At 66.4% G+C, this 26,079-nt stretch carries 24 protein-coding genes and 2 pseudogenes; 21 read left to right on the top strand and 5 right to left on the bottom strand.

Annotated features, from left to right (window positions below; all coding sequences use genetic code 11):
• The first annotated feature begins 16 nt into the window (after window positions 1-16).
• Window positions 17-736 carry an SDR family NAD(P)-dependent oxidoreductase gene (locus CG51_RS12140; RefSeq protein ID WP_035745454.1) on the top strand — a complete coding sequence of 240 codons (720 nt, stop codon included), beginning with the start codon at window positions 17-19 and terminating at the stop codon, window positions 734-736.
• 135 nt (window positions 737-871) lie between these two features.
• The gene (locus tag CG51_RS12135) at window positions 872-1,135 is read left to right on the top strand and encodes a hypothetical protein (RefSeq protein WP_035745404.1); all 264 of its coding nucleotides are present in this window, start codon (window positions 872-874) and stop codon (window positions 1,133-1,135) included.
• Between the two features lie 126 nt (window positions 1,136-1,261).
• Here CG51_RS12135 and CG51_RS12130 read toward each other — a convergent pair whose 3' ends face one another.
• Both CG51_RS12130 and CG51_RS12125 read right to left on the bottom strand, forming a co-directional pair.
• Window positions 1,262-2,197, bottom strand: coding sequence for a LysR family transcriptional regulator (locus CG51_RS12130; protein WP_035745403.1), 936 nt, complete (start codon window positions 2,195-2,197; stop codon window positions 1,262-1,264).
• Between the two features lie 41 nt (window positions 2,198-2,238).
• Window positions 2,239-3,474, bottom strand: a complete 1,236-nt coding sequence (locus tag CG51_RS12125) for a flavin-containing monooxygenase (protein ID WP_035745402.1) — start codon at window positions 3,472-3,474, stop codon at window positions 2,239-2,241.
• A gap of 418 nt (window positions 3,475-3,892) precedes the next feature.
• Between CG51_RS12125 and CG51_RS12120 the strand changes: the two genes are divergently transcribed.
• Genes CG51_RS12120 through CG51_RS12105 form a run of 4 tightly spaced genes read left to right on the top strand, consistent with a single transcriptional unit; the run spans window position 3,893 to window position 7,595 of the window.
• Window positions 3,893-4,834, top strand: coding sequence for a sulfonate ABC transporter substrate-binding protein (locus CG51_RS12120; protein WP_035745401.1), 942 nt, complete (start codon window positions 3,893-3,895; stop codon window positions 4,832-4,834).
• Window positions 4,835-4,856: 22 nt separating this feature from the next.
• Complete coding sequence (gene ssuD, locus CG51_RS12115; protein ID WP_035745400.1) at window positions 4,857-6,035, top strand: FMNH2-dependent alkanesulfonate monooxygenase; 1,179 nt, start codon at window positions 4,857-4,859, stop codon at window positions 6,033-6,035.
• Window positions 6,032-6,853: an ABC transporter permease subunit gene (locus tag CG51_RS12110; RefSeq protein WP_035745399.1), complete on the top strand. Its 822-nt coding sequence runs from the start codon at window positions 6,032-6,034 to the stop codon at window positions 6,851-6,853. Before ssuD ends, CG51_RS12110 begins: the two co-directional genes overlap by 4 nt.
• A gap of 4 nt (window positions 6,854-6,857) precedes the next feature.
• Entirely contained in the window at window positions 6,858-7,595 is a 738-nt protein-coding gene (locus tag CG51_RS12105; RefSeq protein WP_035745398.1) for an ATP-binding cassette domain-containing protein, read from the top strand.
• A 371-nt stretch (window positions 7,596-7,966) separates the two neighbouring features.
• On the opposite strand, the gene phoA is transcribed toward CG51_RS12105, so the two are convergent.
• Window positions 7,967-9,424, bottom strand: a complete 1,458-nt coding sequence (gene phoA / locus CG51_RS12100; protein WP_051930517.1) for an alkaline phosphatase — start codon at window positions 9,422-9,424, stop codon at window positions 7,967-7,969.
• A gap of 316 nt (window positions 9,425-9,740) precedes the next feature.
• Between phoA and efeU the strand changes: the two genes are divergently transcribed.
• The 6 genes from efeU (at window position 9,741) to CG51_RS12070 (ending at window position 17,607) form a co-directional block, all read left to right on the top strand.
• Window positions 9,741-10,577 (top strand): iron uptake transporter permease EfeU, encoded by an 837-nt coding sequence (efeU, locus tag CG51_RS12095; protein WP_035745397.1) that lies wholly within the window; start codon window positions 9,741-9,743, stop codon window positions 10,575-10,577.
• Window position 10,578: 1 nt separating this feature from the next.
• Complete coding sequence (gene efeO / locus CG51_RS12090) at window positions 10,579-11,790, top strand: iron uptake system protein EfeO (RefSeq protein WP_084695165.1); 1,212 nt, start codon at window positions 10,579-10,581, stop codon at window positions 11,788-11,790.
• 4 nt (window positions 11,791-11,794) lie between these two features.
• Complete coding sequence (efeB, locus tag CG51_RS12085) at window positions 11,795-13,048, top strand: iron uptake transporter deferrochelatase/peroxidase subunit (RefSeq protein WP_035745396.1); 1,254 nt, start codon at window positions 11,795-11,797, stop codon at window positions 13,046-13,048.
• Between the two features lie 65 nt (window positions 13,049-13,113).
• Window positions 13,114-13,917, top strand: coding sequence for an iron uptake system protein EfeO (gene efeO / locus CG51_RS12080; RefSeq protein ID WP_035745395.1), 804 nt, complete (start codon window positions 13,114-13,116; stop codon window positions 13,915-13,917).
• 1,108 nt (window positions 13,918-15,025) lie between these two features.
• Window positions 15,026-16,612: a gamma-glutamyltransferase family protein gene (locus CG51_RS12075; protein WP_051930513.1), complete on the top strand. Its 1,587-nt coding sequence runs from the start codon at window positions 15,026-15,028 to the stop codon at window positions 16,610-16,612.
• Window positions 16,613-16,635: 23 nt separating this feature from the next.
• Window positions 16,636-17,607 (top strand): bile acid:sodium symporter family protein, encoded by a 972-nt coding sequence (locus CG51_RS12070; RefSeq protein WP_035745394.1) that lies wholly within the window; start codon window positions 16,636-16,638, stop codon window positions 17,605-17,607.
• A 2-nt stretch (window positions 17,608-17,609) separates the two neighbouring features.
• Here the strand turns inward: CG51_RS12070 and CG51_RS12065 are convergent, their stop codons facing one another.
• Window positions 17,610-18,524, bottom strand: a complete 915-nt coding sequence (locus tag CG51_RS12065) for a hydrogen peroxide-inducible genes activator (RefSeq protein WP_035745393.1) — start codon at window positions 18,522-18,524, stop codon at window positions 17,610-17,612.
• 109 nt (window positions 18,525-18,633) lie between these two features.
• On the opposite strand from CG51_RS12065, the gene mbhE reads away from it, so the two are divergent.
• The 8 genes from mbhE (at window position 18,634) to CG51_RS12025 (ending at window position 24,715) form a co-directional block, all read left to right on the top strand.
• Window positions 18,634-20,874, top strand: a complete 2,241-nt coding sequence (mbhE, locus tag CG51_RS12060) for a hydrogen gas-evolving membrane-bound hydrogenase subunit E (protein WP_084695164.1) — start codon at window positions 18,634-18,636, stop codon at window positions 20,872-20,874.
• On the top strand, window positions 20,871-21,272 hold the full coding sequence (locus CG51_RS12055; protein ID WP_035745392.1) for an MnhB domain-containing protein: 402 nt from the start codon (window positions 20,871-20,873) through the stop codon (window positions 21,270-21,272). Before mbhE ends, CG51_RS12055 begins: the two co-directional genes overlap by 4 nt.
• Complete coding sequence (locus CG51_RS12050) at window positions 21,272-21,625, top strand: NADH-quinone oxidoreductase subunit K (protein ID WP_035745391.1); 354 nt, start codon at window positions 21,272-21,274, stop codon at window positions 21,623-21,625. Before CG51_RS12055 ends, CG51_RS12050 begins: the two co-directional genes overlap by 1 nt.
• Window positions 21,622-23,124 carry a Na+/H+ antiporter subunit D gene (locus CG51_RS12045; RefSeq protein WP_035745390.1) on the top strand — a complete coding sequence of 501 codons (1,503 nt, stop codon included), beginning with the start codon at window positions 21,622-21,624 and terminating at the stop codon, window positions 23,122-23,124. Before CG51_RS12050 ends, CG51_RS12045 begins: the two co-directional genes overlap by 4 nt.
• Window positions 23,121-23,603, top strand: a complete 483-nt coding sequence (locus tag CG51_RS12040; RefSeq protein WP_035745389.1) for a Na+/H+ antiporter subunit E — start codon at window positions 23,121-23,123, stop codon at window positions 23,601-23,603. The genes CG51_RS12045 and CG51_RS12040 overlap by 4 nt, the downstream gene beginning before the upstream one ends.
• Window positions 23,600-23,908, top strand: a complete 309-nt coding sequence (locus CG51_RS12035; RefSeq protein ID WP_233141235.1) for an MrpF/PhaF family protein — start codon at window positions 23,600-23,602, stop codon at window positions 23,906-23,908. The genes CG51_RS12040 and CG51_RS12035 overlap by 4 nt, the downstream gene beginning before the upstream one ends.
• A complete protein-coding gene (gene mnhG / locus CG51_RS12030; protein WP_035745388.1) occupies window positions 23,901-24,194 on the top strand; it encodes a monovalent cation/H(+) antiporter subunit G in 294 nt (97 codons plus the stop codon). The genes CG51_RS12035 and mnhG overlap by 8 nt, the downstream gene beginning before the upstream one ends.
• 77 nt (window positions 24,195-24,271) lie before the next feature.
• Window positions 24,272-24,715 carry a hypothetical protein gene (locus CG51_RS12025; protein ID WP_035745386.1) on the top strand — a complete coding sequence of 148 codons (444 nt, stop codon included), beginning with the start codon at window positions 24,272-24,274 and terminating at the stop codon, window positions 24,713-24,715.
• 172 nt (window positions 24,716-24,887) lie between these two features.
• Here the strand turns inward: CG51_RS12025 and CG51_RS12015 are convergent.
• A pseudogene (locus tag CG51_RS12015) lies at window positions 24,888-25,819 on the bottom strand (IS5 family transposase).
• 63 nt (window positions 25,820-25,882) lie between these two features.
• Here CG51_RS12015 and CG51_RS19560 point away from each other — a divergent pair.
• Window positions 25,883-26,079 (top strand): annotated as a pseudogene (locus CG51_RS19560) (transposase); the annotation flags it as partial.

The raw sequence follows: 26,079 nt of genomic DNA, 5'->3' as shown, positions 1-26,079 counted from the left end.
CGCTGAACGCCCCATCATGCTGCTGACCGGTGCGAGCCGGGGGATCGGCCATGCAACCGTCAAGCTTTTCCAGCAGCGGGGATGGCGCATCCTCACCGTCTCGCGGCAGGCTTTTTCGGCGGAATGCGCCTGGCCTGAGGCGCGGGAGAGCCATATTCAGGCCGACCTCGCCGATCTGGACGGTATCGAACGGCTGGCGGAGGAGGTCCGCGCGCGTCTGCCGGATGGCAAGCTCCATGCGCTGGTCAACAACGCCGGTATATCGCCCAAGGGCCCGGAGCGGACTCGGCTCGGCGTGATCGGCACGGATGCTCATGCCTGGACGCAGGTGCTCAACGTCAACCTCGTCTCCACCGCGCTTCTGGCGCGCGCGCTCCTACCGGAGATGGAACGGGCCAACGGCTCCATTGTCAACGTCACCTCCATCGCCGGATCACGGGTGCATCCCTTTGCCGGGGTGGCCTATGCGGCATCCAAGGCCGGGCTGGCGGCGTTGACGCGCGAGATGGCGCATGAATTCGGCGGGCGCGGCGTGCGCGCGAACGCCATCGCGCCGGGTGAGATCGAGACATCCATCCTCTCGCCCGGAACCGATGCCCTCGTCGCGGCAGAGGTGCCGATGGGGCGGCTGGGCAACCCGGCGGAGGTCGCGTCCACCATCTACTTCCTGTGCTCGGACGCCTCCTCCTATATCAACGGCGCGGAAATCCATATCAACGGCGGCCAGCATGTCTGAGCGGCTGCAGGAGGCGGCCCGGCCGCTGCTGGTCCCGCCCCTCAGCTCATCGCAAGCGGAGGCGGGAGCTTTTGCGCCCCGGCACTATGACCCCACCGCGTGGGATGGCCGCGCGGGAAGGCCGGACTGCAGCGGATGGTCAACGGAGACGTGACGGCGGAGGCACAGGCGGTCAACGGTGAACGGGACCGGAACTTCCGTCTGGGTGGAGCGGCGCGGAAATTCCACAACCCGGCGGACGAGGCGAGCACCCGCACTCTCCGCCATCTTGCGGCCGAGGGGCTGCCCACACGCCGCCTGATCCCCACACTTCGGGGGAAAGAGGTGGTGGCGGAAATAGGAGGACAGGCCGTGGCGGTCCTGCTGACCTGTCTTCCCGTCAGATGCCGGCAGCGGTGACACCCGCGCTCCACCGCTGAGTGGGGGAGGTTGCGGAGACCGTCTAACCATCCGTGCATCTGCCTCCATGCCTGGCTGCCCGTGCATCTGACTGCCCGTGCATCTGGCCGCCCGCCATCCTGACCGTCAGCCAGGTGGCCGCAGCCCCGCCACCCCGCCCCGTTGAGTGAGGTCGTCGCAGAACGCGGCAAACCGCTCGATCACCAGCGGCGGGTTCAGGCCCCGCATCGTCAGGATGCCGATACGGATGGGGCGGCTCTCATCGGTGATGGGCACGAAGGCCAGCCGCCCGCCATCCAGCGCCAGGTTGGAATCGGGCCGGATATTCGCGATGGAGTAGCCAAATCCATTGGCCACCATCGCCCGCATGACAGACATGTCCCGCGTCCGCTCCGCGATCCGGGGGGCAAGGCCGCGCTCCCGAAAGAGCGAGAGGAAGTAGCCCGTGCTGTGCGGCAGGTCGAGCAGGATCATCGGTTCGCCCGCAAGCTCCGCCACGCTGATCCCCGCACGGGAGGCAAGTGGATGCGCCTCCGGCAGGACGGCATGCGGCGGGAGCGTGGCGAGCGACTGAAAGGCCACGTCGGGCGGGATGTCCATGTCGTAGCTGAGCGCCACGTCGAACCGGCCGGAGCGCAGCCCTTCCAGAAGTTCGGCATGGTCCCGCTCGAACTGGGCGAACTCCACCTCCGGATAGGCGTCGCAGAAGGCGCGGCGGAGGGCCGGGATCACGATCTGCGCGAAAGTGACGAGACAGCCGACGTTGAGCGGCCCCCTGACCTGCCCGGTGAGCGCGTTGGACAAGGCGTTGAGCTTGCCAGCCTCTGCCAGAATGTGCCGCGCCTGTTCCACGAAGCGCCGCCCGGCCTCCGTCATCGCCAGCCCCTGTGCATGACGGCGCACAAAAAGCGTCAGCCCGAACTCCCGCTCGAGCTGGGAAATGGCGGTGGAGACGGACGGAGCGGATACATTCACCCGCTCCGCCGCCTCCGTGACGGAGCCGAGCTCGCCGACGGCGACGAGGTATTCGAGCTGGCGGAGCGTGAACCTGAGCACCGGCATCCCTCCCTGCCCGCTGCCCCGGGCGGAGGGCGAAAAGCGGGTCAGGCCGCGCTTTCCGCCCGTTCTTCCGCGATATGATCGGCCAGATAGGACGCGTCGTGCCACACCCCCCAGATGAAGGAGGATGCGCGGCGGGAGAGCCACGGCAGACCGAGGAAGTAGAGCCCCGGCACTTCGGACACGCCCCGGTCATGCCGGGGACGGCCCTTGTCATCGAAGATGTCGAAGCCGACCCACCCGTAATCGGGCACATAGCCCGTGGCCCACAGGATTGTCGTCACACCCGCTTGCGCCAGATCAAGCTGGGTGAGCGGATGGGTTACGCACTCCGGGTCCGGCAGCAGGCGGCGGGCCTCCGGCTCTTCGGGAAGGTCGAGCCCCTCCCTTGCCACATGCGCATCCGCCTGATCCATGAGCGAGAAGTGGTTGGCATCGCCAAGCGCGATGTTGTCCGCCAGATCGGGGGCGAAACGCAGCACGCCGCCCTCGAACGCCTCCGCGCGGCCGACCAGGGTCATCCCCTCGGCAGCAAGGCGGCGGAAATCCACCGTGCGCCCGCCGTTTGCGCCGCTGACGGCGATGGTCACATGTTCCGTTCCGGGGGCGGGCACCTTCTTGTCCCATATGCCGAGCACTCCGAGCCACCAAACGAAATCCTTCCCGCGGTAACTGCGGAACGGCCGGTCATGTGGTCCGACGGAAAGATAGACCTGCCGCCCGGAGGCCAGAAGCTCCTCGGCAATCTGCGTGCCCGAGGATCCCGCGCCGACGACCAGCACCGCCCCCTCCGGCAGTTGCGCCGGGTTGCGGTAACTGTGGGAGTGGAGCTGGTGCAGACCCGCGCTTTCAGGAACAAGGGCCGGGATCACCGGCCGCTGGAAAGCACCTGTTGCCACGACCACGTTGCGCGCCTCAACCACGCCTTCCGAAGTCGTGGCCCGAAAACCACCGCCCGGCGCGGCCGCAAGATCGGTCACCGCCACCCCGGTACGGATCGGTGCGTTGATCCGGTCGGCGTAGCTCACGAAGTAATCGGCGACCGTCTCCTTCGCGGCGAAGGCATCGGGGCTACCTGCAAACTCCAGTCCCGGAAACCGGTCATGCCAGGCGGGACCGTTGGCGACGAGCGAATCCCAGCGTGCCGTGCGCCAGCTTTCCGCAATGCGGCTTCTTTCGAGCACGAGATGCGGGATGCCTTGCCGGCCAAGGTGTTCGCTCATCGCGACCCCGGCCTGCCCGGCCCCGATCACGAGCGTATCGACTTTCTCGATGGCCATAGCGGCATTCCTTTCACGGGGGAGATGACTGTGAGTCCAGATCTACCGCAGCGCCTCGGGGCCGGATATGATCGTTTCGCTCACCTCTGCTTAGGGCGGGACTAATCAGCGTCGCTTCGGGCAGCTTCGCGGTAAAAACAGGCAGAAACGCGCGTCGCTTTCTTTCCCACGTCGGGAGAGAATCCTTCTCTCGCGGGCAGGATGAAAAGCGAAGCATTTCTCGCCGTCGACGCGTGGAACCGTTTTAAACTATGTATGATATACATTAATAAACAATGTATTATGGTGACAAGTTAGCGTGAATTTGTGCAGGGTGCCTCGGCCCGACACATGCCTGCTCCGTCTATTGACGTAGAGGATTTTTACTGTCGTTTCTTCTCCTCATATCCCAAACCCGCAGACCGGGCAGGAGCAGGAAATGAAGATCATGAAACGGACCCTCGGCCTTGGCACGGCGCTGCTCGGCGCCACGCTGGCCATGGCGGCGCAGGCGGACGTGCTGAAGATCGGCTATCAGAAGGCGGGCCTTCCGGTCATCGCCCGGCAGCAGCATCTGATCGAGGATGCGTTGAAGCCAGCGGGCGTCGATGTGCAGTGGGTGGAGTTTTCCGCGGGGCCGCCACTGGTGGAGGCGCTCAATACCGGTGCTATTCAGGTGGGCTGGACGGGCGATGCGCCGCCGATCTTCGGGCAGTCGGCAGGCGCGGCCATCGTTTACGTCGCCGCGCTTCCCTCCAACGGCAAGGGTGAGGCGATCATCGCGCGGGCCGATTCCGGTATCGCGACGCTCGCCGATCTGAAGGGCAAGCGCGTGGCGGTGGGCAAGGGAACCAGCGCGCACAACCTGCTCGTCGTCGCGCTGGAGAAGGCGGGCCTCTCCCTTGCCGATATCGATCCGGTCTATCTCAGCCCCGCGGATGCAGCCGCCGCGTTTGCCTCCGGCAAGGTCGATGCATGGTCGATCTGGGATCCCTTCCTTGCCATTGCAGAGACGCGGCAGAAGCCGGTTGTGCTGGCGAAATCGAGCGATGTGCTGAGCGTCAATACCTACTTCCTCGCCAACCGGGATTTTGCGGCCACGCATGGTTCGGAGATCTCCGGAGTGATCGGCGCGCTGGAAAAGGCGGCCGCATGGGCGGACCAGAACCGCGACAAGGTGGCGGAGGCACTTCACGAAGTGACGGGCGTGCCGATGGAGGCACAGACGCTTGCCGCCAACCGGGCCGTTTTCGGGGTGTTCCCGATCACACCCGAGATCATTGCTCATCAGCAGGAAACGGCGGACCGCTTCTACACGCTCGGTCTCATCCCCAACAAGATCACGGTTTCCGAGGCGGTCTGGACCGCCCCGAGAAGCTGAACCCCATTCAAGGACGGCAGCCATGACCCTCATCGCCCCCCTCCGCGACAGCGCGGACCCGCTGAATTTCTTCTGGTTCATCCCGACGCATGGCGATGGCAGCTATCTCGGCTCCGAAAGCCAGCAGAGGCCGCAGGATCCCGGCTATTTCCGGCAGGTGGCGCAGGCCGCCGACCGGCTGGGCTATCAGGGTGTGCTGCTGCCCACGGGCCAGAACTGCGAGGACAGCTGGATTACCGCGGCCGGGCTTGCGACGGCGACGGAGCGGTTGAAGTTCCTCGTGGCGCTGCGCCCCGGTGTCACGCTGCCGAGCTTTGCCGCGCGGCAGACGGCGGCGCTGGACCGGCTTTCGGGCGGGCGGCTGCTGCTCAACGTCGTGGTGGGCGGCAACCCGGTGGAGCTGGCGGGCGATGGCGTGTTCCTTGCCCATGACGAGCGCTACGATCAGGCGCGGGAATTCCTGACCATCTGGCGCGACCTGCTGGACGGACGAACGGTTGATTTCGACGGCAAATACTACCGGATGGAGGCAGGGCGTCTGGACCTGCCGACGGTGGAGGGCAAGGCTCCGCCGCTGTGGTTCGGCGGATCTTCGGAGGCGGGGCAGGACCTCGCCGGGGAACTGGTGGAGACCTATCTCACCTGGGGCGAGCCGCCCGCGCAGGTGGCAGAAAAGGTCGCCGCCGCCCGTGCGAAGGCCGCCCGTCATGGCCGCAGGCTCCGCTTCGGGATCCGTCTGCACTTCATCGTGCGGGAGACGGAGGAGGAGGCGTGGGCTGCTGCCGACAAGCTCATCAGCCGCGTGACGGATGAGCAGATCGAAAAGGCACAGGCCCGCTTTCTGAAGGAAATGGACAGTGTGGGCCAGCGCCGCATGTCGGAGCTGCATGGCGGACGGCGGGACAGACTCGTCGTCGCGCCGAACCTCTGGGCGGGGGTGGGGCTTGTCCGGGGCGGTGCCGGCACAGCGCTGGTTGGCACGCCCGCGCAGGTGGCCGAACGGCTGCGGGAATATCAGGCGGTCGGTGTCGATACGGTGATCGGCTCGGGCTATCCGCATCTTGAGGAAGCCTACCGCGTGGCCGAACTGCTGTTCCCGGAACTGGGCATCGACCGTGGCGGCTCCCGCGTCTCCCGCGCCATCGCCAACGAATTCTCCGTGGGCGATCATGGGCGCCGCCTTGCCGGGGCCGTGTCATGAGCGCGGTCGCCGATCTCCCGGCGGAGGAGGCGCGCCGCCCCGCCCCCCCGCTGCGGATACTCCGCGCCTGGGTGGGCTGGCTGCTGCCGCTCGCGATCCTGCTGGTGTGGGAGGGGTCTGCGCGTCTTGGCCTGATCGACGGAACGGTGCTGCCCGCGCCTTCCGACGTGATCACAGCCTTCTGGAAGCTGCTGCTTTCCGGGGAGCTTCTGCAGAACATCTGGGCCAGCACCTACCGCGCGCTGGCGGGCTTTGTCATCGGCGGTTCCATCGGCTTTGCCTTCGGGCTGGCGAACGGGCTGTCACGCCTGTCGCGGGACGTGACGGATACGACGCTCCAGATGGTGCGCAATATCCCGCATCTCGCGCTCATTCCCCTTGTCATCCTGTGGTTCGGCATCGGGGAGGAGGCCAAGTTGTTCCTCGTCGCGCTTGGCGTGTTCTTCCCGATCTATGTCAATACCCTGCTGGGAATTCAGGGCGTGGATCCGCAACTGGTGGAAATGGGGCGCACCTACGGGATGGATCGGAGCGAGCTGTTCCGCAAGGTCATCCTGCCCGGCGCGCTGCCCTCCATCTTTGCCGGGCTGCGCTATGCGCTCGGCATCATGTGGCTGACGCTGATCGTGGCGGAGACGATCGCCGCCTCCTCCGGCATCGGCTACATGGCGATGCAGGCGCGGGAGTTCCTGCAGATCGACGTGGTGGTACTGTCCATCCTGATCTACGCGGTGCTGGGCAAGCTGGCCGATACGCTGGCCCGGGGGCTGGAGCGGCTGACGCTGCAATGGCACCCCGCCTTCCAGACGAAAGGATGATCCGATGACCGGAATGGCAGTCCGCTTTCGCGGCGTGAGCAAGCGGTTCGGTGCAAAGCGCGTACTGGACGGGCTGGACCTCGACGTGCCCGAAGGGCAGTTCGTGGCCATCGTCGGCAAGTCCGGTTGTGGGAAGTCAACCCTGCTGCGGCTGCTGGCGGGGCTGGAGACGCCCGACGCGGGCCGGATCGAACATGGGGCCGTGGGCGAGGGGCAGACCGACACCCGCATCATGTTTCAGGAGCCGCGCCTGCTCCCCTGGGCGCGGGTGGAGGAGAACGTGGCCGTCGGCCTGACCGGCATCGCCGGCGGGGTGACGACCCGTGTCAGAAGTGCGCAGCTGCTGGAGGAGGTGGGTCTTGCCGACCGGGGCGCGGACTGGCCCTCCGTTCTCTCCGGCGGGCAGCGGCAGCGGGTGGCTCTGGCCCGCGCGCTGATCGGACAGCCGCGGATCCTCGCGCTGGACGAACCGCTGGGCGCGCTGGATGCGCTGACCCGGATCGACATGCAGCGGCTGCTGGAGCGGATATGGCGGCGGCAGGGGTTCACCGCCGTCCTCGTCACCCATGACGTGGCGGAGGCCGTTCTGCTTGCCGACCGGATCGTGGTGCTGGAGGAGGGGCGGATCACGCTCGACCTCCCCGTCACGCTGCCGCGCCCCCGCCGCCACGGCGCGGCCGAGGTGGCGGAGGTGGAGCGCCGTGTCCTGTCCCGCCTGCTTGGTTCAGTTGAGGCCGCCTGATGATGTCGTCTGTCAGCATCACTGCGTAATTCATTCATTCAGAACAAGTATAGTCGCAGTCTATGCAACGAGAACGGCCCCGCCAACCAGGCGGGGCCGTATGTCTTTGCGCGGGATCCGCCCTCCGGTTCATCGCGCGGCTTGTGGCGCGGCCCATCGTGCGGCATCTGCCGTTCGGCCCATTACGGCGCGCGCCGTCCCGCCGATTACGGCATGTGCCGCGTGGCCGATTGCGCGGCAGCCGTCGTATGGTTCACCGCGCGGCCTGTGCCGCCTGATCCATAGCGTCCGTTGTCCGGCATCCATCGCGCCGGCTCTCCGGCCCATTGCGGCATCTGCCGTCTGACCTGCGCGGCCGACGCCGCCCGGCCTCAGTGCGTGAGCAGGCCGAGGGCGCTGCCGATGGTGAAGAAAAGGTCCGTCTGGTCGGTCAGGCCCGAGACATTCGCCGATCCCGGACCGAAGGCCGCGATTCTGACCTGGGCGCCGGTGTGTTCCTGATCGTTCTCATCCTCGGAGTTGCCATAGGTGACGGACATCACCGCGCCGTCCGCCGTTGTCACCGCCTGCGACAGTCCGGGCGCCGTGACGTCATTGCCGATGATCTGGCTCGCATGGGCATGATCGGCGGTCACGATGACGAGCGTATCGCCCTGCTTGCGCGCGAAGTCGAGCGCGACCTGAACCGCCTCGTCCAGGTCCACCGTCTCGCCGATCTGGCCGCAGGGGTTGGCCGCGTGATCCTGCTTGTCGATGGAGGCGCCCTCCACCTGAAGGAAGAAACCGGTGTTCCGGGCGTCGAGCAGTTGGATGGCCTTCTCCGTCATCTGGGCAAGGGTCGGCACTTCCGCACCGCGCGCCGCATTGGTCTCGCAGGTCACGGGCGGCTGTTCGGTATTGCCGTGACGTGTGGCCTTCGGTCCCTGCCAGCGGACGGGCATGTTGCCCGGAGCGAAAAGGCCCAGCAGCGGCGCGCTGTCATCGGCCGTGTTGACGCCGTTCATGTCGGCCAGCGTCTCGACGATCCGGTAGCCGCGGGTCTTGGCCTGGTCCAGAAGGGTCTTGTCCTTCCACTCGCCGGCATGGGCGGTCTCGTCGAAGTATTTGCGCCCGCCGCCCAGCGTCACATCGGCCCGCGCGTTGATGAGCTGTTCGGTGATGGAGCCGAGGCCGCCATTCTCCAGCGCGTCGGAGGCGCATTTCTCGGCGGTGGAATCGGGTGTGTAGCACTTCCGGCCGGTGACATGCGCAATCTGCACGGCGGGGGTCGCGTCCTGCAGCTCGGCGGTGGAGACGTTGCCGGTGGCCAGCCCCGCGGCCTTCGCCATCTCAAGGAGCGTGGCCTGCGGCTTGCCGTGAATATCGACGGAGATCGCGCCGTTATAGGTCTTGGTTCCCGTCGCCCAGGCGGAGCCGGAGGCGGCGGAATCCGTCACGTAGGTCGGCTTGCCGTCTTTGCCCAGAGAATAGTGCGTGTACTGCCCCGTGACGGGCAGCGCGTCGATCCCTGCAAAGAAGCCGCCCGCACCCCGCGCCACGTTCCGCGCGATGGTGATCTCGGAATCTCCCATGCCATCGCCGATCAGCAGGATCACGTTCCGTGCCGGCCCCGGCTTCATCACGGAGGCCAGCGGTTCGGTCATATCACCGTTCAGCCGCCGTGCGCCGCCGTGCTGGCTGACATCCCCCCGGTGGCCGCGGTCGAAGAGGTCAGCGGATGCTGCGTTCGCGGTGGCCGGAGGGGTCTGCTGGGCGGCAAGAGGCCCCGCCAACAGCCCGGTGGCAAGCACGAGTGCGGTGGAAAGCAGGAGCGGGTGGTGAGGGGTCATGAGGTATTCCCGTGGCTATGGCGTCCTTCCCCGCCGTGTGGCGCGACGGGTAGCGCTGCTTCTAGGGTGGGGACGTGACGGAAGCATGACAGGCGGGCGACTTCTGCGACTTTTACCCCCGGAGACGATATGCCGCATTCCAACCACGGTCACTTCCCGAAGATGTGAGCGACGCCCACACGGATTCCCTTGTTTGATTGGATATTCTTCAGGGCGGCAAGGCAACCTTACCGCTTGTCTTAAGCCGGTCGGCGGGTGTAGCGCTAATTCCGACAGGATTCGTCGGAAGCCCATTTTGCTTCGGCAGGAGTGCACCATGCTGCCAACATTTCTGATCATGCTGCGGGAGGGGCTGGAAGCCGCGCTCATCGTTGGCATCATCGCGGGCTACCTCGGCCGGACTGGCCGTGCGGAATGGCTTCCGGCCGTCTGGGTGGGGGTACTGCTCGCGGTGGCGCTGTCGCTTTTCGTCGGCGCGGGGGTGCTCGCGCTTGGCGCTCAGTTTCCGCAGAAGACACAGGAGCTGTTCGAGGCGCTGGTGGGGCTGCTCGCCGTCGTCGTGCTGCTCTCCATGGTGTTGTGGATGCGCAAGGCGGCAAAGTCCCTCAGCCGCACCATGGAGCATGACATCGACATCGCGCTTTCGCATGGGCGTGGCGCGACATGGGCGCTGATCGGCATGACCTTCTTCGCCGTGGCGCGGGAGGGGCTGGAGTCGGTGTTTTTCCTGCTGGCGCTGTTTCAGCAAAGCCCGGGCACTGCCGCGCCGCTTGGCGCGCTTCTGGGCGTCGCGGTGGCGGTGATGATCGGCTACGGCATCTATCGCGGCGGGGTCAGGATCAACCTCGGGCGGTTTTTCCGCTGGACAGGGGTGTTCATCATCCTCGTCGCGGCGGGACTGGCGGCTTCGGTGCTGCGCAATCTGCACGAGGCGGGGCTTTGGAACCACCTGCAGCAGCCGATCTGGGACATGACGCGCACCCTGCCGGTGCAGTCGGTGCTGGGCACGGTGTTGAGCGGGCTTTTCGGCTATCACGATGCGCCGGTCCTGGGGGAAGGCATCGCCTGGGCGATGGTTCTTGCGGGGGGTCTGTGGTTCTTCCTGCGCCCGCACGCAGAAACGCCGGGCCACGCCGTGCGGCGGGGGGCCTGAGATGGCGCAGAAGATACAGCGGAAGGGTGGGAAGTCGGATCCTCGGCAGCCGGTGGGAGCAAGCCCCGCGGCCCTGCAACCCGGCGCCACGCCGCCCTCCGGTCGGGGGCTGAAGCTGGCGATGGCCGGGGCGGGGGTGCTCGTGCTGCTGGGCGTCGGCGCCTTCTGGCTCGCGGCGCGGAGTGCGGTGCCCGAGGGTGCAGCCGACGAAATCACCGTGACGGTGACGGACGGCACCTGCGATCCGGCCGACATCACCGTTCCTGCGGGCCGGCGGACCTTCCGTATCCACAACGCCTCTGATCGGGCGCTGGAGTGGGAGATCCTCGACGGCGTGATGGTCGTGGCGGAGCGGGAGAACATAGCGCCCGGCCTCAATGCAACGCTGACCGAACGGCTCGTCCCGGGCACCTATGCCATCACCTGCGGGCTGCTCTCCAATCCGCGGGGAACGTTGACGGTCGTGCCCACGGAGGCGTCCGAAGCCGCGCGGGTGCAGCCGGAGACACGTGCCTTCATCGGACCGCTTTCCGAATACCGTGTCTATCTGAGCCGCCGCGCCTCTCTGCTGGTGGAGGCGACCGAGGCGCTGCGGGACAGGATCGCCGCGGGCGATCTGGAGGGCGCGCGGAGCGCCTGGCGTGCGGCGCGTGAGCCGTGGCGGCAGATGGGCCCAGTCTCCGCCCGGATCGCCGATCTGGCCAACAGCATGGATCCGTTGGCCGAATATCTGGCGGAGCGGGAGCAGGACGCGGCGTTCACCGGCTTCCACCGCATCGAATACGGCCTGTGGTCGCAGAACACCACGGAGGGGCTTGCCCCAGTTGCGGATCGGCTTGCCGCAGATGCCCTGACCCTGAAGGATCGGCTCCGCAACCTCGACGTGGCTCCGGCCGATCTGGCCGCGAATGCGGCAGCCTTCGCAAGCCGCCTTGCGGATCAGGCGGGGTCGCAGACCCCCTATGCGGGAGACGAAGGGGCGGAGTTCGCGGCGGCTCTGGACGGGATCCGCAAATCCGCACTGCTCGTCGATCCGCTGGTCGCTGTCGCGCAGCCGGAGGCTTCCGCCACCCTTCACGCCGCACTCGATGGCGCGGGGGCGTCCATCGGCAGCTATACCCCCGATCCCGCAGGCCGGGAGAGGGTGGCGGCGGCCCTTCGCCGTATCGCCGACGCGGCCGGGGCGCTGAACCCGGCGATCGGGTTGGAGTAGCAATATGGCAGAGTTCTGTGCTAGCAGGCGGGGGCTTCTGACCGGCGCGGCGGCGCTCGCGGCGGGGCTGCCGCTCGCCCTTCGCGCGGAAACCTCGAACGTGGCGACCGCACCGGTCGCGGGCGTGGCCGCGGAGGCGGATCGCGTCTCTCCCTATGGCGTGCATCAGGCGGGCATCGTGACGCCCCGGCCCGCGAATGGCATGGTCGCCGCCTTCCATGTGATCGCCGCGACGCCGGGCGATTTGGAGCGGCTTTTCCGGCGGCTCACGGAGCGGATCGTCTTTCTCACCCACGGCGGTCCCGTGCCGGAGCTGGATCCGAAGCTCCCCCCCGCCGACAGTGGCCTGCTCGGCCCGGTGGTCCGCCCGGACGCCACGACGATCACGGTATCGCTGGGCGCGTCGCTCTTCGACGATCGGGAGTGGCTCGCTTCCCACAAGCCCCGCGTGTTGAGCAGGATGGTGCAGTTCCGCAACGACGCGCTTCAGCCGGACCTCTGCCACGGGGATATCACGCTCCAGATCTGCGCCAATGCGCAGGACACCGTGATTCACGCGCTCCGCGACATCGTGAAATCCATCCCCGATCAGCTCGTGCTGAAATGGGCGCAGGCTGGCAGCGTGCCCGTGATCCCGCCGAAGCCGGGGGGCACCGCCGAAAGCGCGCGGAACCTCCTGGGCTTTCGCGACGGATCCGCCAATCCCGACAGTGGCGACAGCGGGCTGATGCGGCGGGTCGTCTGGGCGGATGAGGGGGAGCCCGGCTGGGCGCGCGGCGGCAGCTACCAGGCCGTCCGCATCGTGCGGACCCTTGTGGAACGCTGGGACAGGACCCCCCTTGGCGAGCAGGAGCGGATCATCGGTCGTGCCAAGATGACCGGGGCGCCGCTCGACCGCCCGGAGGGAACGGAAACGGACCTGCCCGATTACGCGGCGGATGCGGAAGGAGCCAGAACCGCGCTGAACAGCCATATCCGCCTTGCCAATCCGCGCGACGCGGCCTCGGCGGACCAGCTCATGCTCCGCCGTCCGTTCAACTACGTCAACGGTGTGCTGAAGAACGGGCAGCTCGATCAGGGGCTTCTGTTCATCGCATGGCAGGCGGATCTCGAACGGGCCTTCGTTGCCGTGCAGCGCCGGCTCGATGGGGAGCCGCTCGAAGAATATATCAAACCCGTGGGGGGCGGCTATTTCTTCGCGCTTCCGGGCTTCGGCGAGGGCGATTATCTCGGCCGTTCGCTGATCGACGCCATTTGAAACCCGACACGCCAGCAGCCAGTCGGACTGTCCTGCCCTGAAGGGGCATCAAGAAAGGAAGTTCCATGCGTCTTGTCACCCTCGCCTTCGTTGGCGCGCTCATGGCTGGGCAGGTGGCCCATGCCGCGGCGCCGCTCGACCTTGTCGGCCCGATCAGCGACTACAAGATCTACGTCTCCGAGCAGACGGATATCCTTCTCAAGAACACACAGACCTTCGTGGATGCCGTGAAGGCGGGCGACGTGGAGAAGGCCAAGGCCCTCTATGCGCCGACACGCATGAATTATGAGGCGATCGAACCGATCGCGGAATTGTTCTCGGACCTCGACGGCTCCATCGACAGCCGCGCGGACGATTATGAAAAGGCTGAGGCCGACCCTGACTTTCCGGGCTTTCACCGCATCGAATACGGCCTGTGGGAAAAGAACTCCACCGAGGGGCTGGCGCCCGTGGCTGACAAGCTGCTCGCGGATGTGAAGGAATTGCGCACCCGGATCGACGGGCTGACCTTCCCGCCGGAAGTGGTCGTAGGGGGTGCCGCCGCGCTGATGGAGGAGGTCGCCGCCACCAAGATCTCCGGCGAGGAGGACCGTTATTCCCACACCGACCTGTGGGATTTCCGCGGCAACTTTGACGGTGCGAAGAAGATCGTCGATCTGGTGCGTCCACTGGTCACCGACAAGGAGTTCATGGCGAAGGTGGACGCCAATTTCGCCACCATCGACACGACGCTGGAGAAATACCGGCAGGGCGACGGCTATGTCAGCTACGACAAGCTCACGGAAGCCGACCGCGTGACGATGGCAGCCGCCGTGAACGTGCTGGCGGAAGACCTTTCCACCCTGCGCGCGAAACTCGGGCTGGACTGAGACCGCAAAGGGTGCTTGCGGGTCTGCGGGTCTGCGGGTCTGCGGGTTGGCCCCTCTGAATAAGCGCCCATAACAGGCCGCTGAAAAGTCCTGAACTGTGATGCCTATGTGCGGGAAATCGGAAAATCGGCCCGGAAATGCCCCGAAATATATAGATTTCGGCTGGATTTGGTCAGATTGCGAACGATTTCCGCGCCTACGCGGGCCGAAAAGCCGTTTCCTGTTAAGCATTCCCGTCGCCCGCGGTTTGCCTATCGACCGGTTGTGGGGTCGGGCGCCCTTTGCCCGGCATCCTCCAACCAGGCGGGCTGCGCTGCCTGCCGGTCTGGTGGAGGTGCCGGAGCATGCACCCTGACGGCAGCAGTTCCCCAGTTCCTGCACATCGACCAATCCAATCCGCCCGGACGCCAGGTGCTGCCGCGTGGTTTTGCCCGCCAATTCCCTCGCGGATCCCACTCCTGCGGGTGTGGGCGGGAGTGGTCCCGAACCGGATTGCCTGACGGCGCCGTGTAAAAGCGGTGCCTTCTCCCATGGCGGCCAAAACGGCTTTCCGGCCCGCGTGGGCGCGGAGATCGCTTGCACTCCGCCAAAATACGCCCGGAAATCCATTTCGAGACATTCCGAGGCTGACCGCCAGCATGTCAGTATCAGGCAGGATACCTTAGCAGCTGGAAGAAGTCGCGCATCTACCCGGGCTTGCGTTTAAACCGGAAAATCGGTCCGGTCCCAAGCCAAAACTCGCGGTTCCGGGCGATCTCAACAATATGCGCAAAGAGCTTTGCCTCACTGTAAATCCGGGATGCTTTTCAGCCGCCTGCGGGCGCCGCCGTGAGCTGCCGGAGATCGGTGCGGTGAGGGAACGCCGTGCCGTCCATGCGGGCAAGCCTGCCGCCTTCAGGCGTGCTCGCCTGCCTGCCCAGATCCTGCGCAGATCGCGATTCCCGCCCCGGCATGCGGCGGATTGCCGCCGCGCGGCAGCGGTGCTAGGGCATCGAAGCATGCGCCGCCCTTGCGAACAGGCGCTTCCCGAAAACCGAACGCGGAGCCTCCAATCTTGACGTTTGATTTCTTTTCCGGGTGCCGTCCATCGACATTGACGGGGGGCGCCATGGTTGCAACAGCGCATCCGCTGGCGACGGCGGCGGGGCTTGAGGTTCTGTCCGCAGGCGGAACCGCTGTGGATGCGGCGATTGCCGCGGTAGCGGTTCACGCGGTGGTCGATCCGCTGATGACGGGCATCGGGGGCGATTGCTTTGCGCTTTATGCACCGGCGGGCGGCGCAGTCAGGGCGCTGAACGGTTCGGGACGGTCGCCTGCGGCGGCGACGGTGGAGGCGGTAACGGCGGCGCTGGCGAGCGCGCTTCCGACCGGGGTCAATGCCGCCGCGGGTACCGCGGGCATTTCCGCAGGACAGACGGAAATCCCCCAGACCTCGCCTCATGCAGTGACGGTTCCGGGCGCGATTTCAGCCTGGTGCAGATTGCATGCGGATCACGGCACGCTCCCGCTTTCCCGGCTGTTCGCCCGGGCCATCCGCTATGCGGAGGAGGGTTTCCGCGTGACGCCGCGCGTGGCGATGGACTGGGCGGCGGCTCAGGCCACGGTCGCAGGCGATGCGGGCGCGGCGGCGCTGTTTCTGCCGGAGGGCAGGGCGCCCGTGGCGGGCGAGCGCCGCGCACAGCCCCTGCTTGCCGCCCGCTACCGGGAAATCGCGGAGAGCGGACCGCAGGCCTTCTACCGGGGAGCCACGGCGGAGAGCATGGTCGGATATCTGCGGTCGCTCGGCGGGCTGCATACGCTGGAGGATTTCGCCGAAGGCATGGACGGAGCGGAGTGGGTGACGCCGATCAGCGCCACCTACCGCGGCTATGAGGTGCATGAATGCCCGCCCAACGGGCAGGGTCTGGCGGCGCTTCTGATCCTCAGGATCCTTGAAGGTTTCGACGTGGCCGCGCTGGACGAAGTGGACCGCATCCATCTGCAGGCGGAGGCGACGAAGCTCGCCTATCACCACCGCGACGCGCTGATCGCCGATCCGGCCTCCTGCCCGGATGTGGCGGAGCGGCTGCTGTCGGAGGAGGTGGTGGCGACCTTGCGCGCGCGGATCGACATGAGCCGCGCCCGGCCGCCCGTGCTCTGGGACGAGCCGGAGCACAAGGACACGATCTATCTCTGCGTGGTGGACGAGGCGGGCAATGCCATCTCCTTCATCAACTCGATCTTCCACGGTTTCGGTTCCGGGCGCCTCGATCCGGCGACGGGGGTACTGTTCCACAGCCGCGGCGCCTCCTTCCGGCTGGCGGCGGACCATCCCAACGCCATCGCTCCGCGGAAGCGGCCGATGCACACGATCATCCCCGGCATGGTGACGCAGGCGGGGCGCGTGGTCATGCCCTTCGGCGTGATGGGCGGCCATTATCAGGCGGCGGGCCATGCGGCCTTCCTGTCCGGCGTGATCGACCGCGGGCTGACGGTGCAGGCGGCCATTGATGCGCCACGGAGTTTCGCCTTCAACGGCGTTCTGGAAGTGGAGCCGACGATCCCCGCCGCGACGCGTGATGCGCTGGCGGCGCGCGGGCATGTGCTGAAGGTGGTGAGCAGCCCGATCGGCGGCGCTCAGGCCATACGGATCGACGGAGGTCTGCTCGAAGGCGGTTCGGACAGCCGCAAGGACGGAATGGCGCTCGGTTACTGAGTACGCCGGAGAGAGGACAAGACATGCAGTTCCTGAGACGTATCGGCATCGACACCTACATGCTGCTGCTGGTTGTCATGGTGGCGGCGGGCGCGATCCTGCCTGCGCGGGGCGAGGCGGCGTTTCTGCTGGGGCAGGTGACCTTCTGGGCCGTGGCGCTGCTGTTCTTCCTCTACGGCGCGAAGCTGGACATGGCCTCGGTGCGGGCGGGCCTTCTGAACCTCAAGCTGCAGGGACTGTCCTTCGCGGCGACCTATGTACTGTTCCCGCTGATCGGCGTCACGCTGGCCTGGACGGCGGGGGGATCGCTCGGGCCCGAACTCACGCTGGGGCTGCTGTTCCTCTCCGTTCTGCCTTCCACGGTGCAGTCGTCCGTCGCCTTCACGGCGATGGCGGGGGGCAATGTGGCGGGGGCGATCTGTTCGGCTTCCCTCTCCAACCTCGTGGCCGTGGTGCTGACACCTGGGCTGATGGCGGTGATCCTGCACCAGAGCGGCGGGATCAGCGGCGATGCCGTGATCAAGATCGCGGTCCAGATCCTGATCCCCTTCGTGCTGGGTCAGTGCCTGCGGCCCTGGATCGGCGCCTTCATCCGGCGGCAGAAACTGTTGAGCATGGTGGTCGATCGCGGCTCCATCCTGCTCATTGTCTATTCGGCGTTCAGCGCCGGGACGGTGGCGGGTATCTGGTCGGCCATCCCGCTGCCGACCTTCGCCGCTCTTTTCGTGACCATCGGGGTGTTCCTTGCCCTTGTCATGGCGGCGATGGTCTTTGCGGGGCGCGTCTTCTCGCTCGACGGGCCGGACCGGACGGCGCTCTTCTTCTGCGGCTCCACCAAGAGCCTCGCGAGCGGCCTCCCCATCGCTACGGCCATCTTTCCGCCTGCAAGCGTCGGTGCCATCGTGCTCCCCGTCATGCTCTTCCACATCTCGCAGCTTCTTGTCTGCGCCATCGTCTCGCAGAGGCTCGCAAGGGAGCAGGCGGCCACGGCCTGAGGTCAGCCACCTATGCCGGGGATGGGGGCGAGGTTCTCGCTGAGCAGCGCGGCCAGGGCAGCATGGGTCCGGGCGCGCGGCGTATCGCGCCGCCAGGCCATGGTGAGCGCCCGCGTGGGCGCGTCGCTGGCAAGAGGGCGCGCCACGACGAGCTGCTCCCGCATCACCTCCGATCGGATGTAGAGCGTGGGGAGAAGCGACAGGCCCATCCCGGCGGCCACCATCTGGCGCAGCGTGTCGAGCGTCGTGCCCTCGTAATCCCGGGCTTGCGCCGCGCCCGCCAGCATGCAGAAGCGCGTCACCTGCGCCTGAAGGTCCGGGCTGCCTTCCATGGTGAGCAGTGTCTCCCCCGCCAGGTCCGCGGGCCGTAGCAGGGCGCGCGCCGACAGCCGGTGATCCGCGGGCAGCACCACCTGCAACGGCTCCACCGCCAGCAACCGGCTTTCCAGATCCGGGCGCTCCACCGCTTCGGGCAGGAGGATCGCGTCATGCGCCCCGTCCAGAAGTTGTCGGAGGAGCATGTCGAACCGCTCCTCCCGCACTTGTAGTCGCAATCTGGGAAAGGACCGGCGAAGCGCGGGCATCGCGACGGAGAGCACATAGGCTCCGACCGTCTGCACGACACCGAGGCGCAGCGCGGCCTGCGGCGCTTCCGGGTCGTCGCGGCGCGCGATCTCCCGCATGTCGTCGATCTCGGCCATCACGGCGCGGGCGCGGCGGGCCACCGCCTCTCCCACCGGGGTCATGAGCACGCGCGCGCGTGTCCGCTCCACCAGCCGCGTCCCAAGCCGCGCCTCCAGTTCCCGCAACTGCATGCTGAGCGTGGGCTGGGTGACCCGACACATCTCCGCCGCCCGGCTGAAACTCAGGGTGTCGGCAATGGCGACGAGATAGCGAAGTTGCTGAAGGGTCGGCATGAAGGGCTTCTTATAGTCAGCCTCTATAAGAAGCCAGTGAATTTTCAATTTCCCTCATGTCGCCTCTGCGGTTACGTAGGACGGAGACAGGGCGGAACGGAACGACTTGATGGCAGGAATACAGCGGGGCGCCGCCTCCGGCGGAAGGCTCTGGGGATATCTGGGCGCGGCGGCGGCTTTGGTCTTCGCCATCTGTTTCGCACTCTGCATGCCCGCCGTTCTGGCGGGAGAGACGCTGCGCGCCGGCTGGAGCTGGGCGCCGAGCCTCGGGGTATCACTGGCGTTCATGCTGGATGGGCTGTCGCTGATCTTCGCCCTGCTCATCAGCGGCATCGGGGCGCTGATCCTGCTCTACGCGACCGGCTACATGGGCGATCACCCGCAGTTCGGGCGGTTCGTGCTTTACCTGTTCTCCTTCATGCTGTCGATGCTGGGACTGGTGCTGGCCTCCGACCTCATCACGCTTTTCGTGTTCTGGGAGCTGACGAGCGTCACCTCCTATCTCCTCATCGGCTTCAACCATGAGGACAGCGTGGCTCGCCGGAATGCACTTCAGGCGATGCTGGTGACAGGGGCGGGCGGGCTGGCGCTACTGGCGGGGTTCATCCTGATCGGCATGGCGAGCGGCAGCTATGACATCGGCGCGCTGCTTGCGGGGGAAGGGCTGCAGTCCCATCCGCTTTATACTCCGATCCTGATCCTCGTGCTGCTCGGCGCCTTTACCAAATCGGCGCAGTTCCCCTTCCATTTCTGGCTGCCGAACGCCATGGCTGCGCCCACGCCCGTCTCCGCCTATCTGCACTCCGCCACGATGGTGAAGGCGGGGATCTACCTTCTGGCCCGCCTGCATCCGGCACTGGGCGGCACGACGGCATGGGTCGCGACGCTCACCACGGCGGGGCTGGTCACGGCGGTCATGGCCTCGCTCCTCGCGCTCAGGCAGACCGATCTGAAACAGGCGCTGGCCTATACGACGCTGATGGCGCTCGGCACGATCACCGTGCTGCTGGCGGGCGGATCCCCCTATGCACTGACGGCGGCGGTGACCTTCCTTGTCGTCCATTCGCTTTACAAGGCCGCTCTGTTCATGGTCGTCGGGGCCATAGACCACGGCACCGGCACGCGGGAAGCGGGGCGTCTCGGCGGCCTTGCCCGCGTCATGCCGATGACGGCGGCGGCGGCGGCGCTCGCGGCGGCATCCATGGCCGGGTTCCCGCCGCTCCTTGGCTGGATCGGCAAGGAACTGATCTATGCCGGCACGCCGTCCATCGCACCCTGGGGGCTGGCGGTGGCGGGAGCGCTCGTCGCGAATGCGCTGATGGTGGCGGTGGCGGGCGTGGTCGCGCTCCGTCCCTTCTGGGGCGCGCCCGGCGATCCACCCCATACCCCGCATGAGGCCGGCTGGCAGATGCTGATCGGTCCGCTGCTGCTGGGCTGTCTGGGGCTGGTGCTCGGGCTGGGCGCGGGGCTGCTGCAGCCGCTGATCGACCGGGCGGTGGAAGGAAGCCTCCAGCTTCCCCGCACCGCGGAGCTGCATCTCTGGGCCGGGGTGAACCTGCCCTTCCTTCTGAGCCTCGCGACATTCGCCCTCGGCTTCCTGCTCTACGCAGGGCGGGAGCGGTATCGGACCGCGTTCGCCGCGCTGCTCGCCCGGCTTCCGGTGTTCGACCGCGGGTGGGATGCCTTCCTTGACGGCTTCCGTGCCTTCGCGGCATGGCAGACGCGGGTCATCCAGCCGGGGCGGCTCTCGGGCTATCTCTCTGCGACTTTCGCGGTGGCGGTGCTGGCGCTTGGCGGGACGCTGATCCTCAAGGGCCCGGTGATCGCGCCGGACCTTTCCGCACCGCTGCTGCTGTGGCTGATCGCCGGGATCGTCGTGGCGGGGGCGGCGCTTGCCTCCGTCGCCATGTCGCGCATCACCGCGATCTCGGCTGTGGGCACGGTCGGGATCGGTGTGGCGCTGATCTTCATCAGCTTCGGCGCGCCGGATGTCGCGACGACGCAGCTCATGGTGGAAACCCTCTCCGCCGTGCTCTTCGGCATCGCGATGCTGCGGCTGCCCGGCATGGTGGAGCGTCGCCCGCGCGCCCGCAAGGTGGTACACGGCGTCATCGCGGGTGCGGCGGGGCTGACGGTGACGCTCATCATTCTGGCTGTGACCAGCCATCCGCTCGACCGCCGCATCACCAGTTATTTCGAGGCCTCTTCCTACGCGCTGGCGCATGGCCTCAATATCGTCAACGTGATCCTCGTCGATTTCCGTGCCTTCGATACGTTCGGTGAACTGACGGTGATCCTGCTCGCCTCCATCGGCGCCTATGCGCTGCTGAAGCGGAGGATGTCCAAGTGAATTCCCTGATCCTGACAACCGGCGCGCGGCTGCTGACGGCGCTGTTCCTCGTGTTCTCGCTCTATATCCTGCTGCGCGGCCATAACGCACCGGGGGGTGGGTTCATCGGCGGCCTGATCGCGGCTTCGGGCTTTGCGCTGCTGGCCTTTGCGGCGGGGGTGGAGGAGGCGCGGCGCGCGCTCCGCGTCGATCCCCGGACCATCGGACTTGCGGGGCTGGTATCCGCGCTGGTCGCCGGTGTCATGGCCGCACCCTTCGGCCTTGCGCCTTTCACTGGCATCTGGGCGGAAGTGGGCGGCTTCGCGATCTCGAGCGTGCTGCTGTTCGACATCGGCGTCTATCTCGCAGTGGTGGGCGGCATCCTCACGCTGATCTTCGCGCTTGAGGAGACGCACTGATGGAAACCGTTCTCGCGCTCGTTGCGGGCGTTCTGGTGTCGTCGGCGGTCTGGCTCATGCTGTCGGGCAACCTTCTTCGCTTCCTGTTCGGGCTGCTGCTGTTGTCCAACGGGGTCAACGTGGCGATCTTTGCGGCCGGACGACTGACGGAGGCCGCCGCGCCACTGCTGACCAATGGCGGCGGCGTGCCGGAGCAGGCCATGGCCAACGCGCTGCCGCAGGCGCTGCTGCTCACTGCCATCGTCATCGGTTTCGGCCTGTTCGCCTTTGCCCTTGCCCTTGCCATCCGCGCCTACCGCAGCTTCGGCCATCTCGAGGTGGACCGGATGCGCCTGGCGGAGCCTGAAGAATGATCTGGAGCCTTACTCTTCCCATTCTCGTGCCCTTTGCCACGGCGGCGGCGGCTTTCCTTGCCCGCAACCGGCGGGGCAGCGGCTGGATTTCCGTTGCCGGGTCCGTCGTGTCGCTGGCGCTGGCGATCCATCTGGTGATGCTTGTGCTGGACCACGGCGTGATCGCCGGGCAGATGAGCGGCTGGGCGGCCCCCTTCGGCATCACGCTGGCCGCCGATTACCTTGCGGCTGCGATGGTGCTCATCACCGCGATCATCTCGCTCGCCGTCGGGCTGTGGTCGCTGGCCGAGGTGGGGCAGACATCGCGGCGCCTGGGTTGGCACGGCCTGTTCCAGACGCTGATCGGCGGCGTGACCGGCGCGTTCCTGACGGGGGACCTGTTCAACCTCTATGTCTGGTTCGAGGTGCTGCTGATCTCCTCGTTCGGATTGCTCGTCATCGGCGGGCGGAAGGAGGCGATCGACGGCGCGATCAAGTACGTCACGCTGAACCTCATCTCAACGGTGCTGTTCCTTGGCGCGGCGGGTCTGCTGTACGGGGCGACGGGCACGCTCAACATGGCCGATCTGCATGCCGCCGTGGCCGCCCATCCCGATCAGCGGCTGATGACCGTCATCGCGATGATGTTCATGGTGGCGTTCGGGCTGAAGGCGGCGGTCTTTCCACTGTTCTACTGGCTGCCCGCCTCCTACCACACGCCGCATTACGCCGTTTCTGCCGTGTTCGCGGGATTGCTGACGAAGGTGGGGGTCTATGCGTTGATCCGGGTGTTCACGCTGATCTTCACCGGGGACCAGTCCTATACCCATGGGATCCTGCTGTGGATCGCCTGCCTGACCATGCTGACAGGCGTTCTGGGCGCGGCAGCGCAGAGCGATTTCCGCCGTATCCTGTCGTTCCATATCGTGAGCCAGATCGGCTACATGGTGCTGGGGCTGGCGCTGATGACGCCGCTGGCGCTGATGGGGGCCGTGTTCTATCTGGTGCACCATATCATCGTGAAGGCGAACCTGTTCCTTGTCGCCGGGGTTTCCCGCAGGCTTACCGGGTCGTCGGATCTTTATGCCATCGGGGGGCTTTACCGAGCTGCGCCGCTTCTCGCCGTGCTGTTCCTGATCCCGGCCTTCTCGCTCGCAGGCTTTCCGCCGCTCTCCGGCTTCTGGGCCAAGTTCGTGCTGGTCCGCGCCGCGCTGGAGGTGCAGGACGCCATTGTCGCGGGGGTGGCGCTGCTGGTCGGACTGCTCACCATCTTCTCCATGACGAAAATCTGGGCAGAGGCGTTCTGGAAAGCCGCCCCGGACGGCCGCGAGCCGCGCCTGTCCGCCATCCCGGCCCGCGAACGCTGGATCATGCTCACCCCGATCGCGGGGCTGGCGGCGATGACCGTCTTCATCGGGCTGTTCCCCGAACCATTCCTGCAGTTCGCCACCATCAGCGCGGAGCAGCTTCTGGATGCCACGCCCTATGTCGCGGCGGTTCTCGGGGAGGCACGGCCATGACGCTCCTTGCCATGAACGTGCTGCTCGCCATCGCATGGGGGGCGCTTTGGGGCAGCCTGTCTCCGATAAATCTGCTCGCCGGTTTTCTGCTGGGCTATGCCGGGCTGTGGTTTGCACGCGACCTGATCGGGCGCGGGGAGAAGCACTACTTCCGCGCGCTGCCCCAGAGCGTGATCCTTGCAGTGTATTTCGTGAAGGAACTGGTGAAATCCTGCGTCAACGTGGCCCGGGACTGCATCTCGCCCAAGCCGCGGCTGCATCCCGCCATCGTGCGTATGCCGCTCGACGTGACGAGCGACATCGAGATTTTCCTTGTCGCCAACCTGATCTCGCTCACCCCCGGCACGCTCACGCTCGACGTGGCGGAGGATCGCAGCTTCCTCGTCATCCATTCCATCTATGCCGAAGACCCGGACGCGCTGGTCGCGGAGCTGAAGTCCGGCATGGAACACCTCGTGAGGGAGGTCTTTCGCAAATGACCGCAGCATTCAGCGCGACGGGCTTCATGAACGCCTGCGTGACCATCGGTCTCGGCCTCGTCATTCTGGCGGTGCTGGTCGGGTTCATCCGACTCCGGCGAGGTCCTTCGCTGGCTGACCGGGTGGTGGCATTGGACATGATGACCGCCGCGATCATCGTCTTCTGCGGGCTTTTCGCGGTGAAGGCGGGGGCAGAGGCCTATCTGGATATCGCGGTGGCGCTGGCGCTTGTGAGCTTTGTCTCCGTCGTGGCGCTGGCCCGTTATGCCGCACGTCAGGCTCGGCGGGAGGATCGCGATGATTGAGGTCATCACCGGCATCCTCGCGCTGCTGGCCGGCGGCTTTGCGCTGGTGGCGGCCGTCGGCGTCGTGCGCTTTCCGGATGCGCTGACGCGGATGCATGCCTCGTCGAAGGTCGGCGCCTTCGCAGGCTCGCTGGCGCTAATCTGCGCGGCGGTCGATATCGGCAGTGTCAGTGCGCTGACACGGGCCGTCATCGCCATCCTCTTCCTTTTCCTGACGGCTCCGATCGGGGCACATCTGCTGGGCCGCGCCGCGGCTTGGCGGTCCGGTCAGGATGCCAGGCGCTGATCCGTCGGTCCGACTGAAGGGAACCAGAGCCACCCGGAATGGTTCTGCTGGCGATGTATCTGTCACGGAAAGACATTATGAAACGCCTTCTTGTCGCCGGACTTCTTGGTGCTGTCCTTGTCTCGTCACCCGCCGTGGCCCAGACCGCGGCGCAGGATCTTCCCGCAATCCTCAAACCGCTCGGCCTCACCGATGTGGAAATCCGGCCCAAGCATGGTGACAGGGGCCGGGATATCCTCGGCACGCTTCCCGGCGGTGCCCGGATAGAGATCGAGCTGGATCGCAACGACAGGGTGGAGGAGATCGAGGCGTTAGATCGGCAGGGCTTTCCCGCCAGCGGGGTGGAGAGCCTGATCCCCGAGGCCGTGCGCGCCAACCCGAGCTACCCTGGTAACGGCACATTCCACAAGGTGGAGTTCGACGACCGGGAGATCGAACTGGAAGGCACGCACCATGATGGACGCCGCTTCGAGGCGGAGTTCCTGCCCACCGGCGAGCTGCGCAAGATAGAGAACCGTTGATCCGGTCCGGGGAGGGGGTCCGCACCTCTCCCCGCTTCCATACGGGAAAACTCCGCGTGCAGTCCTCACTTACCGGGGAGCGTCTTTCTGGCACTCCCTGCCAAGGGGTCAGCATATTGGCTCTGTTGCGCAAATCGCCTGATGGCGGAGGTTCCCCTTTCCCCGGACAGACTTATGCCACCGCTTCCGTGAAAGGGATGACGAGCGCGGTGTAGCCGTTCAGGACGGCGATGCGGACCTGGAGCTCGGCGACCTGACGGTCGAAGTCCCGAGCCGTGAGCCGCTGGCCCAGCAGTTTCACGCAATGCATCTTCGTTTCGACACGGCTTCGGCGGTGATATCCGCTTTATCGTCGCCAGATCGCGCGGCCGAGGTATTTCGATGTCCGCAGTGCTTCGTTTCGTGCGACCGCGCCAACGGTGACAGCCTTCCACGGCTTGGCGTTCTTGCGGGGCGGAATGACAGCGTGGGCGCCACGGTTAGCGATGGCATCGTGGCATTTGCGGGTGTCGTAGGCACCGTCTGCGGTGACGCTCCCGATCTGCTCGTTCGCCTGGATCTGGCCGAGCAGGTCGGGCAGCACCGGTGCGTCACCGATATGGCTCCCGGTGATCTCGACCGCGCGGATCTCCAGTGTTTCCTCATCAATCCCGAGATGGATCTTGCGCCAGACCCGCCGTTTGGGGTCACCGTGCTTGCGGGCATGCCATTCGCCTTCGCCCTCGGCCTTGATGCCCGTGCCATCGATCAGCAGGTGCAGTGGCCCGTCGGAACCGCGATATGGGATGTTCACGGCCAGCGTCTTCTGGCGGCGCGACAGCGTGCTGAAGTCTGGGACCTGCCAGTTCAGACCAGCGAACCGCAGCAGGCTCTCGACGGAGCCGGTCGTCTGCCGGAGCGCAATCCCAAACAGCACCTTCATCGTCAGGCAGGTCTGAATGGCAGCATCGCTGTAGGGCTGCTGGCGGCCACGCCTGCCTGTCGGCGCGGCATCCCAGCTCATCGTGGGATCGAACCAGATGGTCAGCGATCCCCGGCGCTTGAGCGCTTCATTGTAGGCTGGCCAGTTCCTGTCCTGTAGGTCGGGGATGTGGGTCTACTCATGCACCCGAGCTACCATGCTGGATTCACGAGATGAATCCCTCACGGAATTTGCGCAACACAGCCCAGATGGACGACAACCTGCTGTTCCGGTGGTTCGTGGGCCTCGGAATGGATGACGCGGTTTGGGTGCCTACGTGTTCACGAAGAACCGCGACCGGCTGCTGACCCCGGACATGTCCCGCAAGATCATGGCTGCCATCCTGGCGCATCGGGAGGTGGCACCACGGCTGCCCGACGATCACGTCTCGGTCGATGGCACT

This window comes from Haematobacter missouriensis, from assembly GCF_000740775.1.
Classification (GTDB): Bacteria; Pseudomonadota; Alphaproteobacteria; order Rhodobacterales; family Rhodobacteraceae; genus Haematobacter; species Haematobacter missouriensis.
Note: the sequence above shows the minus strand (reverse complement) of the source record. Positions and strands in the feature narration are given on the sequence as shown.

Coding starts and splice junctions, on each gene's coding strand:
- phoA (WP_051930517.1), bottom strand. CDS start 9,424: ATGACCCCTCACCACCCGCTCCTGCTTTCCACCGCACTCGTGCTTGCC.
- CG51_RS12070 (WP_035745394.1), top strand. CDS start 16,636: ATGCAGTTCCTGAGACGTATCGGCATCGACACCTACATGCTGCTGCTG.
- CG51_RS12075 (WP_051930513.1), top strand. CDS start 15,026: ATGGTTGCAACAGCGCATCCGCTGGCGACGGCGGCGGGGCTTGAGGTT.
- CG51_RS12065 (WP_035745393.1), bottom strand. CDS start 18,524: ATGCCGACCCTTCAGCAACTTCGCTATCTCGTCGCCATTGCCGACACC.
- CG51_RS12040 (WP_035745389.1), top strand. CDS start 23,121: ATGACGCTCCTTGCCATGAACGTGCTGCTCGCCATCGCATGGGGGGCG.
- efeO (WP_084695165.1), top strand. CDS start 10,579: ATGGCGCAGAAGATACAGCGGAAGGGTGGGAAGTCGGATCCTCGGCAG.
- CG51_RS12135 (WP_035745404.1), top strand. CDS start 872: ATGGTCAACGGAGACGTGACGGCGGAGGCACAGGCGGTCAACGGTGAA.
- CG51_RS12120 (WP_035745401.1), top strand. CDS start 3,893: ATGAAGATCATGAAACGGACCCTCGGCCTTGGCACGGCGCTGCTCGGC.
- efeO (WP_035745395.1), top strand. CDS start 13,114: ATGCGTCTTGTCACCCTCGCCTTCGTTGGCGCGCTCATGGCTGGGCAG.
- CG51_RS12045 (WP_035745390.1), top strand. CDS start 21,622: ATGATCTGGAGCCTTACTCTTCCCATTCTCGTGCCCTTTGCCACGGCG.
- CG51_RS12130 (WP_035745403.1), bottom strand. CDS start 2,197: ATGCCGGTGCTCAGGTTCACGCTCCGCCAGCTCGAATACCTCGTCGCC.
- CG51_RS12125 (WP_035745402.1), bottom strand. CDS start 3,474: ATGGCCATCGAGAAAGTCGATACGCTCGTGATCGGGGCCGGGCAGGCC.
- mnhG (WP_035745388.1), top strand. CDS start 23,901: ATGATTGAGGTCATCACCGGCATCCTCGCGCTGCTGGCCGGCGGCTTT.
- ssuD (WP_035745400.1), top strand. CDS start 4,857: ATGACCCTCATCGCCCCCCTCCGCGACAGCGCGGACCCGCTGAATTTC.
- CG51_RS12105 (WP_035745398.1), top strand. CDS start 6,858: ATGACCGGAATGGCAGTCCGCTTTCGCGGCGTGAGCAAGCGGTTCGGT.
- CG51_RS12110 (WP_035745399.1), top strand. CDS start 6,032: ATGAGCGCGGTCGCCGATCTCCCGGCGGAGGAGGCGCGCCGCCCCGCC.
- CG51_RS12035 (WP_233141235.1), top strand. CDS start 23,600: ATGACCGCAGCATTCAGCGCGACGGGCTTCATGAACGCCTGCGTGACC.
- efeU (WP_035745397.1), top strand. CDS start 9,741: ATGCTGCCAACATTTCTGATCATGCTGCGGGAGGGGCTGGAAGCCGCG.
- CG51_RS12050 (WP_035745391.1), top strand. CDS start 21,272: ATGGAAACCGTTCTCGCGCTCGTTGCGGGCGTTCTGGTGTCGTCGGCG.
- efeB (WP_035745396.1), top strand. CDS start 11,795: ATGGCAGAGTTCTGTGCTAGCAGGCGGGGGCTTCTGACCGGCGCGGCG.
- CG51_RS12025 (WP_035745386.1), top strand. CDS start 24,272: ATGAAACGCCTTCTTGTCGCCGGACTTCTTGGTGCTGTCCTTGTCTCG.
- CG51_RS12140 (WP_035745454.1), top strand. CDS start 17: ATGCTGCTGACCGGTGCGAGCCGGGGGATCGGCCATGCAACCGTCAAG.
- mbhE (WP_084695164.1), top strand. CDS start 18,634: ATGGCAGGAATACAGCGGGGCGCCGCCTCCGGCGGAAGGCTCTGGGGA.